Annotated in this window: 8 protein-coding genes, 1 tRNA gene and 1 rRNA gene; 7 read left to right on the top strand and 3 right to left on the bottom strand. The window is 70.2% G+C overall.

All coding sequences use genetic code 11. From position 1 onward, the window contains the following. Positions 1–10 precede the first annotated feature (10 nt). From rrf to V2J85_RS25760, 3 genes are all read left to right on the top strand, one after another. A 5S ribosomal RNA gene (gene rrf, locus V2J85_RS25770) occupies positions 11–127 on the top strand. Between the two features lie 116 nt (positions 128–243). Further along, complete coding sequence (locus V2J85_RS25765; protein ID WP_330822854.1) at positions 244–921, top strand: DegT/DnrJ/EryC1/StrS family aminotransferase; 678 nt, start codon at positions 244–246, stop codon at positions 919–921. Between the two features lie 71 nt (positions 922–992). After that, positions 993–1065: transfer RNA gene (locus V2J85_RS25760), tRNA-Thr, on the top strand. A 77-nt stretch (positions 1066–1142) separates the two neighbouring features. Here V2J85_RS25760 and V2J85_RS25755 read toward each other — a convergent pair. From V2J85_RS25755 to V2J85_RS25745, 3 genes are all read right to left on the bottom strand, one after another. Next, positions 1143–1310 carry a hypothetical protein gene (locus tag V2J85_RS25755; RefSeq protein WP_330822852.1) on the bottom strand — a complete coding sequence of 56 codons (168 nt, stop codon included), beginning with the start codon at positions 1308–1310 and terminating at the stop codon, positions 1143–1145. Beyond that, positions 1307–2146: a YncE family protein gene (locus tag V2J85_RS25750; protein ID WP_330822851.1), complete on the bottom strand. Its 840-nt coding sequence runs from the start codon at positions 2144–2146 to the stop codon at positions 1307–1309. Before V2J85_RS25750 ends, V2J85_RS25755 begins: the two co-directional genes overlap by 4 nt. Positions 2147–2291: 145 nt before the next feature. Beyond that, positions 2292–4937 (bottom strand): SpoIIE family protein phosphatase, encoded by a 2646-nt coding sequence (locus V2J85_RS25745; RefSeq protein ID WP_261957408.1) that lies wholly within the window; start codon positions 4935–4937, stop codon positions 2292–2294. A gap of 304 nt (positions 4938–5241) precedes the next feature. Between V2J85_RS25745 and V2J85_RS25740 the strand changes: the two genes are divergently transcribed. The 4 genes from V2J85_RS25740 (at position 5242) to V2J85_RS25725 (ending at position 15618) form a co-directional block, all read left to right on the top strand. After that, positions 5242–10746, top strand: a complete 5505-nt coding sequence (locus tag V2J85_RS25740) for a HAMP domain-containing protein (RefSeq protein ID WP_261955355.1) — start codon at positions 5242–5244, stop codon at positions 10744–10746. Between the two features lie 255 nt (positions 10747–11001). Beyond that, positions 11002–11661, top strand: coding sequence for a response regulator (locus tag V2J85_RS25735; protein WP_261955354.1), 660 nt, complete (start codon positions 11002–11004; stop codon positions 11659–11661). A 114-nt stretch (positions 11662–11775) separates the two neighbouring features. Continuing rightward, a complete protein-coding gene (locus tag V2J85_RS25730; RefSeq protein WP_261955353.1) occupies positions 11776–14589 on the top strand; it encodes a DNA translocase FtsK in 2814 nt (937 codons plus the stop codon). Between the two features lie 225 nt (positions 14590–14814). Beyond that, entirely contained in the window at positions 14815–15618 is an 804-nt protein-coding gene (locus V2J85_RS25725; protein WP_261955352.1) for a helix-turn-helix domain-containing protein, read from the top strand.

Below are 15618 nucleotides of genomic sequence, written 5' to 3'. Positions count from 1 at the left end.
TTCATAGTGTTTCGGTGGTCATAGCGTTAGGGAAACGCCCGGTTACATTCCGAACCCGGAAGCTAAGCCTTTCAGCGCCGATGGTACTGCAGGGGGGACCCTGTGGGAGAGTAGGACGCCGCCGAACAATTCTTCAGCTCCGGTCCCTGAACCCTCGTGGTTCAGGGACCGGAGCTTTTTTGTTCCGATTTTCGGGTGGTGGGCGTAACTCGACGTTCACCTCATCTGACAAGGATCCGCCTCATGCGGACTGTGGGAACGCTCAAGTCGGCCGGCGTGCGGGCCGGGGATGAGGTCGTGGTGCCGGCGTACGGCAACGCCGAAGTGGCCCGGGCCGTCGTGGAGTTGGGTGCGGTGCCGGTGTTCGCCGAGGTGGATGCGGACAGCTACTGCCTGGACCCGGCGTCGGTGGCCGACGTGGTGTCCGGTCAGACGGTGGCGGTCGTCGCGGTCCACAAGTTCGGGCGGCCGGCGGATGTCGGACGGCTGCGTGAAGTGGCGCAGCGGCACGGGCTGTTGGTGCTGGTGGAGGACGAGGCCGGGGCGGATCCGGCGGGTACGGAGCTGCGGCGGGCGCATGCGGCGTATCTGGACGACCGGCTCAGCGGGGTCCGGACGCCGGCGCCGGCGTCGGGGCATCTGTACGCGCAGTACGTGGTGCGGGTGCCGGGGAACGGCCGGCCGGACCGGGACGCCTTTGCACGGACCTTGCGGGCCAAGGGGGTTGGGTGCCGGGTGCCGGTGCAGGCGCCGGTGTACCGGCTGCCGGGGTTGCGGCGGGACGTGTTCCTGCCGGAGACCGAGCGGGCGGTGGACGAGACCCTGGCGCTGCCGGTGCACGCCGGGATGTCGCGGCGGGAGCTGCAGAAGATGGTCAGTGCCTGCAATGCGCTGGGGGGATTGCTGCAGCCGGCTTTTTAGCAGCGAGCCGCAGCGGGCCGGGGATGGTTCGTGAACGCCGCGGAGTTGGGGTAATATTCTTTCTGTTGCCGGCCCCAATAGCTCAGTCGGCAGAGCGTCTCCATGGTAAGGAGAAGGTCTACGGTTCGATTCCGTATTGGGGCTCAAGAGACAAAGGCCCCCGCCTCATGGCGGGGGCCTTTGTCGTATGTGGCGGCGGGTGAGGGGGCCTCAGATCGTGCTCAGTTCTGTGCGGCCTCGATATAGGCCAGGCCGTGGGCGCCGGAAATTCCGGTGCGCTCGGGGGCGAGAATGGCCACCGTCCGCAGGCTGCGCAGGTCGATGACGGTGATGGTGCTGGAGGCCTTTCCGGAGACGTAGGCGTGGCGGCCGTCGGGGGAGGAGGTCACGGTGAGGGGGAAGCGGCCCACCTCGACCTCGCCGATCGGGGTGAAGGTTTGCGGAGCGTGGACGGTGAGGATGCCGGGCTCGGGGGCCGGGCGTAGGGCGCCGGTGAGCAGCGTGCCGTCGGTGGTGACGTGGACGGGCACGACGTGGCCCTTGGTGGGCAGGGTGCGCACGGTTTCGTCGGTGGTGGTGTCGATGATGTGGAGGGTCGGCTCGGCCGGGTTCCGGGGGTGGCGTCGGCCTTGGGGGTCGCGACGATCAGGTGGCGGCCGTCGGGGGTGAGGGCCAGGCCCTCGCTACCGGGGACCGGGATGCGGTCGATGAAGACGCCGCGGTCGAGGTCGAGGACGGAGACGAACGGGGCCTCCTTGTTGGTGGTGTAGCCGCGCCGGCCGTCGGGGGTGAGGGCGAGCCAGTGCGGGCCGGGTGCCATGGCGGGGATGCGGCCGAGGCGGGCGTGGGTGCGGGTGTCGAGGATCACCACGCCGCCGGGCTCGGTGTCGGTGGCCTCGACGCTGACGTAGAGGCGGCACCGGCGGCGGTCCAGGGCCAGGCCGTGCGGGCCGTGGTCGGGGCGGAGGTCGAGGGTCGTGACGACGGTGTGGGTGTCCACGTCGATGACGGTGAGCTCGTGGGAGCGGCCTTCGTTGGCGTCGTAGTAGCCCGAGCGGTAGGTGCTGGTGCAGTACAGCAGCCGGTGGTCCGGGTCGAAGCAGAGTTCGTGGGGTTGCGGGGGTACGTCGAGGACGTCGAGCAGCTCATGGCCGGTGGCGGCGAAGAAGGTGACGGTGGAGCCGGTCTGGCTGATGGCGGCGAGTTGATCCCCGGTGGTGGTCATGGGCCGATCGTGCGCGGGCCCGGGGGAGGACTCCAGTGCAGGGCGGTCAGGGGTGTACTGCACCGCGCGCAAGGTCGCTGGTGGCCCTGGGCGGGCGACCGTGGGGGTGTGGGGCGGGTCACAGCGGCGGTGGCCCGCCCCGGGGTCAGCCGGCCTGGGGCTGGGGCTCGGGGACGCGCATGGCGAGGATGGCCATGTCGTCGGAGGCCGGTTCGGCGGCGAAGCGTTCCACGGCGCGCAGGACGCGGGCGGCGACGGCGCCGGCGGTCAGGCCGGTGCAGGTCGTCAGGACGTCGGTGAGACCGTCGTCGCCGAGCATGCGGGCGCCCTCGCGGCGTTCCGTGACGCCGTCGGTGACGCACAGCAGGACGTCGCCAGGATCGAGGGTGACGGTCTGCTCGTAGAGCTCGAGGTCGTCCATGACGCCCAGCAGGGGCTGGGGTTCGGCGGCCGGTTCGACCGTGCCGTCCTGGCGCAGCCGGAGCGGCAGGGGGTGGCCGGCGCAGACGACCTTGAGGAGGGCGCTGCCGTCGTCCTGGGGCCAGAGCTCGCCGTAAAGGAGGGTCAGGAAGCGGCTGCGGGCTCCTTCGTCGAGGATCGCGGCGTTGAGCCGCTCCAGGACGGCGGGGCCGCCGAAGCCCTCGCGGGCGAGCAGGCGGAGGGCGTGCCGGGCGAGGCCGGTGACGGCGGCGGCTTCCGGGCCGGTGCCGCAGACGTCGCCGATGGCGAAGCCGTAGGCGCCGTCGCGGATCGGGAAGAGGTCGTAGAAGTCGCCGCCGACCTCGTTGCCCTCGCCGGCCGCGCGGTAGATGACCTCGACCTCGACGCCGGCGATGTCGGGCAGCTCCGGGGGGAGCAGGCTGCGCTGGAGGGACTGGCTGATGGCCGTGCGCTCGGAGTAGAGGCGGGCGTTGTCCAGGGCGAGGGCGGCTCGGCGGGAGAGGTCCTCGGCGAGTTCGAGGATCTCCTGGCGGAAGTGCTCCTCGGTGGGCTTGCCGAGGGTGAGCATGCCGATCACGCGGTTACGGGCGACGAGGGGCAGCACGACGGTCTCGCCGCCGACCGCGGAGGCGGTGGCGAGGGTGGCGCCGGGGCCGCTGGAGGGGCGGGCGGCGTTGCCGAGGCCCAGGCTGCGCATGGAGGTGCGCAGCGCGGCGTCGTGGGCGGCGTCGCTGGGGGCGGTCCAGACGCGGGCGCCGGGGGTGGGGACCGGCTCGGGCGGGTCGACCTTCATCAGGAGGGTCTTCAGTCCGTCGATGCGGTCCTCGTCCTCGTGCAGGACGTACGACAGCTCGGGTTCGGAGGCCTGGTCGGCGACGGTGTAGACCGCGCACCACGTGGCGAGGGTGGGGACCGTCATCTGGGCCATCAGGGCCAGGGTCTGGTCGCGGTCGAGGGTGCCGGCCAGGAGGTCGGACGCCTCGACGAGGAAGGACAGCGAACCGCGGCGGAGCTTTTCGAGCTCGGTCAGGCGGGCGCGTTCGACGGCGAGGGCGATCCGGTCGGCGGCGAACTGGAGGCGGAGGGCCTCTTCGTTGGTGTAGCGGCCGGGGTTCTCGGCGGCCACGCCGAGGGAGCCGGTCAGCCGTCCTTCGACCTTGAGGGGGACGGTGACGACGGAGCGCATGCCCGTGCCGCTGAGCAGGGGGACGGCGCCGGGGACGGCGGTGAGGTCCTCGTGGACGGCGGGCATCCGGGCGGAGCCGTAGCGTCCGGAGCCGGCCTCGACGGGGACGCGGGCGAAGCGCTGGCGGGCGGAGGGCAGGCCGGTGGAGGCGCGGACCTCGAGTTCGGTCTCGTCGTCGGTGGCGAGGAGGAGGTAGGCGGCGTCGCCGTCGAGCATGTCGCGGGCGCGTTCGACGGTGCGCTGGAGCAGGCCGTCGAGGTCGTCGGGGGCCGGGGAGCCGATGAAGACCTCGAACGGGTCGGCGGGGTGGGCCGCCGACGGGGCGGCCTGGCCGGGCTGTGGGGTGGTGTCGCCGGCGGGGGCGCGCTGCGGGCTCTGGAGGATCGCGCGTTCGTGGTCGCGGACCAGCAGGCAGACCGTGGAGGCCTCGCCGTCGGCGTCGCGGACGCGCAGGTGGGAGGCGTAGACCGGGACGACCCGGCCGTCGGCGCCGCGCATGCCGTAGGAGCCCTCCCAGCGGGAGAGCTGGAGTGCCTCGGCGATGCCGGTGCCGGTGCCGGGGGTGTGCGGCCAGGCGGCGAAGTCGGTGAGGGGTTTGCCGATGACCTGTTCGGGGTCGTAGGCGAAGAGGTTTTGGGCGTCCTCGTTCCAGAAGCTGATGCAGCCGCCGCGGTCGATCTGGATCACCGCGACGCGGACCCGGCTGTCGGTGACCGGGAGGGCGTCGACGGGGAGGGCGGGGCCGGCGGAGCGGGTGCCGGCGGGGCGCTCGGGGAGGTCGAGCTGGAACCAGACGTATTTCTGGGCAGCGCTGTATTCGACGCCCCATCGGGCGGCCAGGGCGCCGCACAGGAGCAGGCCGCGGCCGCCCTCGCGGTCCGGGTGGACGATGACCTGGCCGGCGTTCTGGAGCGGAATTTCACGTTCGGGGTAACGGTCGGCGACGGAAATCTTCACACCGACGTCGTTGCGCTGACACAGGACGTCCGCGGCGGTGCCGGCGTGTACGACGGCGTTGGTGACCAGCTCGCTGGTGAGGACGACGGCGTCGTCGATGATGTCGGCGCAGCCCCAGCCCTGGAGGGTGTCACGGACGAACGCACGGGCGGTGGCGACCGAGCGCCCGACCGGTTCGAAGGTTGCGGCGGCCCGCGCGGTGATCACTGGTCTCCTCATGCGTGTGTCGGTGATCTGCTCCCCCATGGTCGCGGCGCCCCTCCGGAAAAACCTGGTCTGCTCGTGCCACCGCCCGTACGCGAGGTCACGGGGCCGGTGGACAGCCGTATGCCAGGTTACTTACCTTCGCCGCGGCCGAGGATGCCGGTCACGTGTGTTTCCGCCCCAATCGTGCCGTGGGACGGTGTGCGATGCTGCCGAACTGTTATGGCCTGGTTGGGCCATGGTGAAACACTGGGCAAGTATCAAGAGAAAGCCCGGGTAGAACGGTCGACCCTGCGGGAGGGACACGGTGGAGTCTGGCGCAGCGGCGCGGGGCGCAAGCACGCGCGCGAAAGGCGGACGATCCCGGAGCAACGGGACGACCGAGGTGGATACGGCTGCGCTGAATCGGCTGTTGGTCGCTCTGGTCGCCATGCGGGACGGGAACTTCCGCAAGCGGCTGACGGTTTCCGGCGACGGCGTCATGTCGGAGATCGCGGCGGTCTTCAACGAGGTTGCGGACCGCAATCTGCATCTGACCGGCGAGCTGGCGCGGGTGCGCCGGGTCGTCGGACGTGAGGGAAAACTCACCGAGCGGCTGGAGGTCGGCGCCGCCGAAGGCTCCTGGGCCGCGGCCATCGACGCCTCGAACGCGCTGGTCGACGACCTGGTGCGGCCGGTTTCCGAGGTCGGCCGGGTGCTCTCGGCGGTGTCCGAGGGCGATCTGGAACAGCGGATGGATCTCCGCTCGCGCAGTTCGGACAGTTCTTCGGAGCATCCCCTGCGCGGTGAATTCTTGAAGGTCGGCCGGACGGTCAACGGGCTGGTGGACCAGCTCTCCGCGTTCACCGACGAGGTCACGCGGGTGGCCAGTGAGGTCGGTACGGAGGGCAAGCTCGGCGGCCAGGCCCGGGTGCGCGGAATGTCGGGTTCGTGGAAGGACCTCACGGAATCCGTCAACACCATGGCGTCCCGGCTGACCGCACAGGTCCGGGACATCGCGCTGGTCACCACGGCCGTCGCCAAGGGCGATCTGTCGCGCAAGGTGACCGTCCATGTCGCCGGCGAGATGCTGGAGCTGAAGAACACCGTCAACACGATGGTGGACCAGCTGTCGTCGTTCGCCTCCGAGGTGACCCGGGTCGCCCGCGAGGTCGGTACGGAGGGCGAGCTCGGCGGTCAGGCCCAGGTCCCCGGTGTGGCCGGGGTGTGGAAGGACCTGACGGATTCGGTCAATCTCATGGCCGGCAACCTCACCGCTCAGGTGCGCGGGATCGCCCAGGTCACCACGGCCGTCGCCAATGGCGACCTGTCGCAGAAGGTGACGGTCAGCGCACGCGGCGAGGTCGCCCAGCTCGCCGACACGATCAACACCATGACCGAAACGCTGCGGACCTTCGCGGACGAAGTGACGCGGGTGGCCAACGAGGTCGGCGCCGAGGGGCAGCTCGGCGGGCAGGCGCAGGTGCCGGGTGCGGCGGGCACGTGGAAGGACCTCACCGATTCGGTGAACAACGCCTTCCGCAACCTGACGGCTCAGGTGCGGGACATCGCGCAGGTGACGACGGCGGTCGCCAACGGTGACCTGTCGCAGAAGGTCACCGTCGATGTGGCCGGGGAAATGCTGGAGTTGAAGAACACCGTCAACACGATGGTGGACCAGCTCTCCGCGTTCGGTGCCGAAGTGACGCGGGTGGCGCGGGAGATCGGCGTCGAGGGTGAGCTCGGCGGCCAGGCGGCGGTGCCCGGGGCGGCGGGGACATGGAAGGACCTCACCGACTCCGTCAACACCGCGTTCCGCAACCTCACCGGTCAGGTGCGCAACATCGCGCAGGTGACGACGGCGGTCGCCAACGGCGATCTGTCGCAGAAGGTCACCGTCGACGTCTCCGGCGAGATGCTCCAGCTGAAGAACACCGTGAACACCATGGTGGATCAGCTGTCGTCGTTCGCCGACCAGGTCACGCGGATGGCCAGGGACGTGGGTACGGAGGGCCGGCTGGGCGGTCAGGCCCGGGTGGACGGCGTCAGCGGCACCTGGAAGGAGCTGACCGACTCCGTCAACTTCATGGCGGGGAACCTCACCTCGCAGGTGCGGCAGATCGCCCAGGTGACGACGGCGGTGGCGCGCGGTGACCTGTCGCAGAAGATCGACGTGGACGCGCGCGGCGAGATCCTGGAGCTGAAGAGCACCATCAACACGATGGTCGACCAGCTCTCCGCGTTTGCCGAGCAGGTCACCCGGGTCGCCCGGGAGGTCGGTACGGACGGCCGGCTGGGCGGTCAGGCGCAGGTGCCCGGCGTGGCCGGCGTCTGGCGCGATCTGACCGACTCGGTGAACGGCATGGCCGGCAACCTCACGGCCCAGGTCCGCAACATCGCCCAGGTCGCCACGGCCGTCGCGCGCGGCGACCTGTCGCAGAAGATCGACGTGGACGCCCGGGGCGAGATCCTGGAGCTGAAGAACACCCTCAACACCATGGTCGACCAGCTCTCCTCCTTCGCGGAGCAGGTCACCCGGGTCGCCCGCGAGGTGGGCACCGAGGGCATCCTGGGCGGTCAGGCCGAGGTGCAGGGCGTCAGCGGTACCTGGAAGGACCTCACCCAGTCCGTCAACTTCATGGCGAACAACCTGACGTCGCAGGTGCGCAACATCGGCGAGGTGACGACCGCGGTCGCCCGCGGTGACCTGTCGAAGAAGATCACCGTCGACGCCAAGGGCGAGATCCTCGAACTGGTCACGACCGTCAACACGATGGTCGACCAGCTGTCGCTGTTCGCCGAGCAGGTGACCCGGGTCGCCCGTGAGGTCGGTACGGAGGGTCAACTGGGCGGCCAGGCAAGGGTTCCGGGCGTCACCGGCATCTGGAAGGACCTCAGCGACAACGTCAACCTGATGGCCAACAACCTGACCATCCAGGTGCGGAACATCTCGCAGGTCTCCGCGGCGGTCGCCAACGGCGACCTGACGAAGAAGGTCACGGTCGAGGCGCGCGGCGAGGTCGCGCAGCTCGCCGACACGGTCAACACGATGGTCACGACGCTGTCGTCGTTCGCCGACGAGGTCACGCGGGTGGCCCGCGAGGTGGGCACCGACGGCATCCTGGGCGGTCAGGCCCGCGTCCCCGGCGTCGCCGGGACGTGGAAGGACCTCACCGAGTCCGTGAACTCCATGGCCAACAACCTGACCGGCCAGGTCCGCAACATCGCGATGGTCACCACCGCCATCGCCAAGGGTGATCTGACCAAGAAGATCGACATCGACGCGCGCGGCGAGATCCTCGCGCTGAAGACCACCATCAACACCATGGTCGACCAGCTGTCGTCCTTCGCCGAGCAGGTCACCAGAGTGGCCCGCGAGGTGGGTACGGAGGGCCAGCTGGGCGGTCAGGCGCAGGTGCGGGGCGTGGCCGGCACCTGGCGGGACCTGACCGAATCGGTGAACGAGATGGCCGGAAACCTCACCCGGCAGGTGCGCGCCATCGCCGCGGTCGCCGCGGCGGTCACCCTCGGCGATCACAACGTCCGGATCGACGTGGACGCGGCCGGCGAGATCCTGGAGCTCCAGGACAACGTCAACACCATGATCGCCACGCTCCGCGAGACCACCCTCGCCAACGAGGAGCAGGACTGGCTCAAGGGCAACCTCGCCCGGATCTCCGGTCTGATGCAGGGCCGGCGCGACCTCAAGGACGTCGCCACGCTCATCATGAGCGAGCTGTCGCCCGCGGTCTCCGCGCAGCACGGCGCGTTCTTCCTGGCGGCGCAGCCGGACAGCCAGGAGATCGGCGCGGACGGCGGCGAGTCGGGCGAGTACGAGCTGCGGCTGATGGGCTCGTACGGCTACACCGGGGGCAACATGCCCACCACCTTCAAGCCCGGTGAGACGCTGATCGGCACGGCCGCCGAGGAGAAGCGCACGATCCTCGTGGAGAACGTGCCCTCCGGCTACCTCAAGATCGCCTCCGGGCTGGGCGAGGCGCCGCCGGCGAACGTGATCGTGCTGCCGGTCCTGTTCGAGGACAAGGTGCTCGGCGTGATCGAGCTGGCGTCGTTCCAGCCGTTCACCCAGATCCAGAAGGACTTCCTCAGCCAGATCGCCGAGATGATCGCGACGAGCGTCAACACCATCTCGGTCAACACCAAGACCGAGGTGCTGCTCAAGCAGTCGCAGGAGCTGACCGAGCAACTCAAGGAGCGCTCGGGCGAGTTGGAGAGCCGGCAGAAGGCACTGGAGCTGTCCAACTCCGAACTGGAGGAGAAGGCCGAGCAGCTGCGGGCGCAGAACCGCGACATCGAGGTGAAGAACACCGAGATCGAGGAGGCCCGGCAGGTCCTGGAGGAGCGCGCCGAGCAGCTCGCGGTCTCGATGCGCTACAAGTCGGAATTCCTGGCCAACATGTCGCACGAGCTGCGCACGCCGCTCAACTCGCTGCTCATCCTGGCCAAGTTGCTGGCCGACAACGCCGAGGGGAACCTCTCCCCGAAGCAGGTCGAGTTCTCCGAGACGATCCACGGCGCGGGCAGCGACCTGCTCCAGCTGATCAACGACATCCTGGACCTGTCGAAGGTCGAGGCCGGCAAGATGGACGTCAGCCCGACCCGGATCGCGCTGGTCCAGCTCGTCGACTACGTCGAGGCCACCTTCCGGCCGCTGACCGCGGAGAAGGGACTCGACTTCTCCGTACGGGTCTCGCCGGAGCTGCCGGCCACCCTGCACACCGACGAGCAGCGGCTGCTGCAGGTGCTGCGCAACCTGCTGTCCAACGCGGTGAAGTTCACCGACACCGGCGCGGTCGAGCTGGTCATCCGGCCGGCCGGCGCGGACGTCCCGGTGGCCATCCGCGAACAGCTGCTGGAACACGGTTCGCTGCGCGACCCGGACGCCGAGATGATCGCGTTCTCCGTGACCGACACCGGCATCGGCATCGCGTCCAGCAAGATGCGGGTCATCTTCGAGGCGTTCAAGCAGGCGGACGGCACGACCAGCCGCAAGTACGGCGGTACGGGTCTGGGCCTGTCCATCAGCCGGGAGATCGCCCGCCTGCTGGGCGGCGAGATCCACGCCCAGAGCGAGCCCAACCGCGGCTCCACCTTCACGCTCTACCTGCCGCACAACCCGGGCGGGCTGCCGCCGCAGGGCTACCCGCAACTGGTCGCCGGCGGGCTGGCGATGGACGCGGAGGCGCGCGAGACGGAGGCCGGGGCCCAGGAGGCGGAGGAGCCGCCGCGCCGGGAGGTGGGCGGCGGAAGCCTCAACCGGCGCCGCCGGCGGGCGATTTCCGGGTCCCAGCGGCGGTTCGCGCTGCCCGGCCAGCAGCCGTCCGGCCCGCCGCAGCCGGCCCCGCAGGCGCCCGCGCAGCCGGAGCGGCAGGCCGCCGAGGAGCCCTGGCTGGGCAACGGCCAGGACCTCGTCGAGCCGGGCTTCGAGGGCGGCTTCCACGGCGAGAAGGTGCTGATCGTCGACGACGACATCCGCAACGTCTTCGCGCTCACCAGCGTCCTCGAACAGCACGGGCTGTCGGTGCTGTACGCGGAGAACGGCCGGGAGGGCATCGAGGTCCTGGAGCAGCACGACGACATCGTGCTGGTCCTGATGGACATCATGATGCCGGAGATGGACGGCTACGCGACCACCGCGGCGATCCGCCGGATGCCGCAGTTCGCCGGGCTGCCCATCATCGCGCTGACCGCGAAGGCCATGAAGGGCGACCGGGAGAAGAGCATCGACTCCGGGGCCTCCGACTACGTGACCAAGCCGGTCGACACCGACCATCTGCTGTCGGTCATGGAGCAATGGATGCGCGCGGAGTGAGGGGCGTCCAGTATGGACCCGGAATGAGGATCATCGCGTGCTGACGGAGTGTGGCGGCGGACGTGTGGAGGCCCCGGATCCGGGGAACCTTCTCGTCTCTGTCCGCGTTTCTGCTACGTGCACAGTGACATCGCGGTGACAGGGTGTGGCGACAGGCGGGGTGCAGCTACCATGACCGGCACAAGGACGGGCGGCATGACGGAGTCGTCCCCTGGGGCGGCGTCCGGTTCACTGCCGGGGCGAGGAGGACGGGCCATGGTGCAGAAGGCCAAGATCCTCCTGGTCGATGACCGGCCGGAGAATCTGCTGGCGCTGGAGGCGATCCTCTCCGCGCTCGATCAGACACTGGTGCGGGCATCGTCCGGGGAGGAAGCGCTCAAAGCACTGCTCACGGACGATTTCGCGGTGATTCTGCTCGATGTGCAGATGCCGGGCATGGACGGCTTCGAGACCGCCGCGCACATCAAGCGGCGTGAGCGCACCCGTGACATCCCCATCATCTTCCTCACGGCCATCAACCACGGCCCGCACCACACCTTCCGCGGCTACGCGGCCGGCGCGGTGGACTACATCTCCAAGCCGTTCGATCCGTGGGTGCTGCGCGCGAAGGTCTCGGTCTTCGTCGAGCTGTACATGAAGAACTGCCAACTGCGTGAGCAGGCCTCCCTGCTGAGGCTGCAGCTGGAGGGCGGCCGGCCCAGCGCCGACGAGGCGAGGGAGTCCGCGGGGCTGCTCGCCGAGCTGTCCGCGCGGCTGGCGGCGGTCGAGGAGCAGGCGGAGGCGCTGTCCAAACAGCTGGACGAGACCGCGGACGCCGCGGCGGTGGCCACCGCGGCCCATCTGGAGCGCAAACTCACCGGGCTGCGCCGGGCGCTGGACGCCCTGGAGCCGGGGGCCGGAACCCCCGCGGGGTGAGCGCGGGGCGGCCGCCGGCCGGCTGACGCCCCTTCATGAGACGGGCGTGCGACACGGATGGGTGAAGGGCCGTGCGCTCGTGTCATGCCCGCGATCGCCTGTAATCTCGTCGCCATGGCCTCACGTACGTCCGGCAAGGGAACCCAGAGCACGGCGGGCCCCTCGAAGCAGCGCGCCGGACAATCCGGGGGCGCGGCCAAGAAGACCGCAGCGAAGAAGGCGCCCGGGAAACCGCCCGCCAAGAAGGCCACGGCGAAGAAGGCCCCGGCCAAGAAATCCCCGGCCAAGAAGGCACCGGCCAGGAAGGCGCCCGCCAAGAAGGCCCCGCCCAGACCGGCACCGTCCCCGACCGGTGGGGTGTACCGCCTGGTCCGTGCCTGCTGGCTGGGGATCGCCCACGCCATCGGAGCGGTCTTCCGCGGCATGGGCCGCGGCGCGAAGAACCTCGACCCGGCGCACCGCAAGGACGGCCTGGCGCTCGGCCTGCTCGGTCTGGCACTGGTCATCGCGGCCGGCACCTGGTCCAACCTCTCCGGTCCGGTCGGTGACCTCGTCGAGCTGCTGGTGACCGGCGCGTTCGGCCGCCTCGACCTGGTCGTCCCGATACTGCTCGGCGGCATCGCGGTGCGGCTCATCCGGCACCCGGAGCAGCCGGAGGCCAACGGACGGATCGTCATCGGGCTGTCGGCGCTGGTCGTCGGCGTCCTCGGGCAGGTCGCGATGGCCTGCGGCTCACCGGGGCGCGGCGACGGCTTCGCCGCGATACAGGACGCCGGCGGCTACCTCGGGTGGGTCGCCTCCAAGCCGCTGATCTTCACCGTCGGGCAGACCCTGGCCGTGGCGCTGCTGGCGCTGCTGACCGTCTTCGGGCTGCTGGTGGTCACCGCGACCCCGGTCAACGCGATCCCGCAGCGGCTGCGGGCGCTCGGCGTGCGGCTGGGCGTGGTGCACCCCGTGGACGACGGGACGGACTTCGACGAGGCCGAGGAGTACGCCGAGGACTGGCGCGAGCAGCCCGCGCGCGGCGCCCGTCGCCGTACCGCCGCGGCGTCCGCGCCGGACGACCCGGACGCCATGGAGGAGGCGGCGCTGGCCAAGCGGCGCCGGCCGCGCCGGAGCTCCGTACAGCCTGCCGCGGACCGGCCGATGGACGCGGTGGACGTGGCCGCCGCGGCCGCCGCGGCGCTGGACGGTGCGGTGCTGCACGGCGTCCAGCCCTCCCCGCTCGTGGCCGGGCTCAGCAGCGGCATCTCGACCGAGCACCGCGAGCACGACGGCGCGGAGACCTCGGGGGAGAGCGGAACGGTTCCGCCGGCCCGCGGCGCCGGGCCGAAGCCGGAGCCGGCACCCGCCGAGGAGCCGTCCACCGCGTCCGTGCCGGACTTCACCAAGGCCCCGCCCGAGCCGTCCGGCGAGCTGCCGCCGCGCGCCGAGCAGCTCCAGCTGTCCGGGGACATCACCTACGCGCTGCCGTCGCTGGACCTGCTCTCCCGGGGCGGGCCGGGCAAGACCCGCAGTGCCGCGAACGACGCCATAGTGGCCGCGCTGACCACGGTCTTCCAGGAATTCAAGGTCGACGCCGCGGTCACCGGATTCACCCGCGGCCCGACGGTCACCCGCTACGAGGTCGAGCTGGGCCCGGCCGTCAAGGTCGAGAAGATCACCGCGCTGGCGAAGAACATCGCGTACGCGGTGGCCAGTCCCGACGTCCGGATCATCAGCCCGATCCCGGGCAAGTCCGCGGTCGGCATCGAGATCCCCAACACCGACCGCGAGATGGTCAACCTCGGCGACGTGCTGCGGCTCGCGGACTCCGCCGAGGACGACGACCCGATGCTGGTGGCCTTCGGCAAGGACGTCGAGGGCGGGTACGTCATGCACTCGCTGGCGAAGATGCCGCACATGCTGGTCGCCGGTGCCACCGGCTCCGGCAAGTCGTCCTGCATCAACTGCCTGATCACCTCGGTGATGATGCGCGCCACCCCGGAGGACGTCCGGATGGTGCTGGTCGACCCCAAGCGCGTCGAGCTGACCGCCTACGAGGGCATCCCGCACCTGATCACGCCGATCATCACCAACCCGAAGCGGGCCGCCGAGGCGCTGCAGTGGGTGGTGCGCGAGATGGACCTGCGCTACGACGACCTGGCGGCCTACGGTTTCCGGCACATCGACGACTTCAACGAGGCGGTGCGGGACGGCAGGATCAGTTCGCCCGAGGGCAGCGAGCGGGAGCTGGCGCCCTACCCGTACCTGCTGGTGATCGTCGACGAGCTGGCCGACCTGATGATGGTCGCGCCGCGCGACGTGGAGGACTCCATCGTCCGCATCACCCAGCTCGCCCGGGCCGCCGGCATCCATCTGGTGCTCGCCACCCAGCGGCCGTCCGTCGACGTCGTGACCGGCCTGATCAAGGCCAATGTGCCCTCCCGGCTCGCGTTCGCCACGTCCTCACTGGCCGACAGCCGGGTCATCCTCGACCAGCCGGGCGCCGAGAAGCTGATCGGCAAGGGCGACGGGCTGTTCCTGCCGATGGGAGCGAACAAGCCGACCCGTATGCAGGGCGCGTTCGTCACCGAGGCCGAGGTCCACGCCGTGGTCCAGCACTGCAAGGACCAGATGGCCCCGGTCTTCCGGGACGACGTCACGGTGGGCAGCAAGCAGAAGAAGGAGATCGACGAGGACATCGGCGATGACCTCGACCTGCTGTGCCAGGCCGCTGAGCTGGTGGTTTCCACCCAGTTCGGGTCGACGTCGATGCTCCAGCGCAAGCTGCGGGTGGGCTTCGCGAAGGCCGGCCGGCTGATGGACCTGATGGAGTCGCGGAACGTCGTCGGGCCCAGTGAGGGCTCGAAGGCTCGTGACGTTCTTGTGAAACCTGACGAGCTGGACGGAGTGCTGGCGGTGATCCGGGGGGAGGCTACGGAGTAGCACAGACATCCGGGTCACCCGTACGGGAGGCGTAAGCAACCGTTTCTCCTGCCGACACGTCAAGTTGAGGGAGGCGAGGGAGCGATGCTTCATCATCAACCCGCATGGCACCCCACGGGGCGTTCCGATGGCGTACAAACCCGGCTCTCCCGCTTGCCCGACCCTTTCGCTCCACCCCTAGACTGAACTTCCAGCAGGTGGCTACACGCTCGAAAGGCGCAGCCCGTGTCCATCGGCAACTCCCCCGAAGCAGACCGGCCTTCCGTCGGTCGCGCCCTCCAGCAGGCCCGTATCGCCGCGGGACTGACCGTCGAAGAGGTCAGTACGACGACACGGGTGCGCATCCCCATCGTGCACGCGATCGAGCAGGACGACTTCTCGCGCTGCGGCGGTGACGTCTACGCCCGGGGGCACATCAGAGCGCTCGCCCGCGCCGTCTCGCTCGACCCCGGCCCGCTGATCGCGCATTTCGACGCCGAGCACGGCGGCCGGCCGACGCCGACCGATCTGGCCGCCCCGATCTACGAGGCCGACCGGATCCGCTCCGAGCCGCGCCGCCCGAACTGGACGGCGGCGATGGTCGCGGCGATCGTCGCCGTGGTCGGTTTCGCCGGCTTCACGCTCTTCACCGGCGGCGACAAGAGCGACAACAGCCCGATCGCCTCCGATTCGCACGCCAAGCCCGCGCCGGCGCCCACCCGCCATCCCTCGACGATCAAGCCGCCGCTGCCGGAGCCGTCCGACAGCGCGGTCGCCGGGCTGCCGAAGGACAAGGTGACGATCAAGGTCACCGCCAAGGACGGCCAGAGCTGGGTCTCCGCGAAGGACGCCAACGGCAAGCTGCTGGAGGACAGCCTGCTCAAGCAGGGCGAGTCCAAGACGATCACCGACAAGAAGCGGATCGACCTGGTCCTCGGCAATGCGCCGGTCGTACAGCTGTACGTCAACGGCAAAGAGGTCAAGCAGATCGGTGAGAAGGGGCCCGTCGAGCGGCTCAGCTACACGCCGGGGGACCCCCAGGCGGGCTGA

The organism is Streptomyces bugieae (assembly GCF_036352915.1).
Taxonomy (GTDB): domain Bacteria; phylum Actinomycetota; class Actinomycetes; order Streptomycetales; family Streptomycetaceae; genus Streptomyces; species Streptomyces endophytica.
The sequence above is the reverse complement of the archived record's forward strand: the minus strand, read 5'-3'. Positions and strand labels throughout refer to the sequence as shown.

Bases quoted from the DNA above. Each gene is read 5' to 3' on its own strand.
- V2J85_RS25765 (WP_330822854.1), top strand. From the start codon at position 244: ATGCGGACTGTGGGAACGCTCAAGTCGGCCGGCGTGCGGGCCGGGGAT.
- V2J85_RS25730 (WP_261955353.1), top strand. From the start codon at position 11,776: ATGGCCTCACGTACGTCCGGCAAGGGAACCCAGAGCACGGCGGGCCCC.
- V2J85_RS25750 (WP_330822851.1), bottom strand. From the start codon at position 2,146: ATGACCACCACCGGGGATCAACTCGCCGCCATCAGCCAGACCGGCTCC.
- V2J85_RS25735 (WP_261955354.1), top strand. From the start codon at position 11,002: ATGGTGCAGAAGGCCAAGATCCTCCTGGTCGATGACCGGCCGGAGAAT.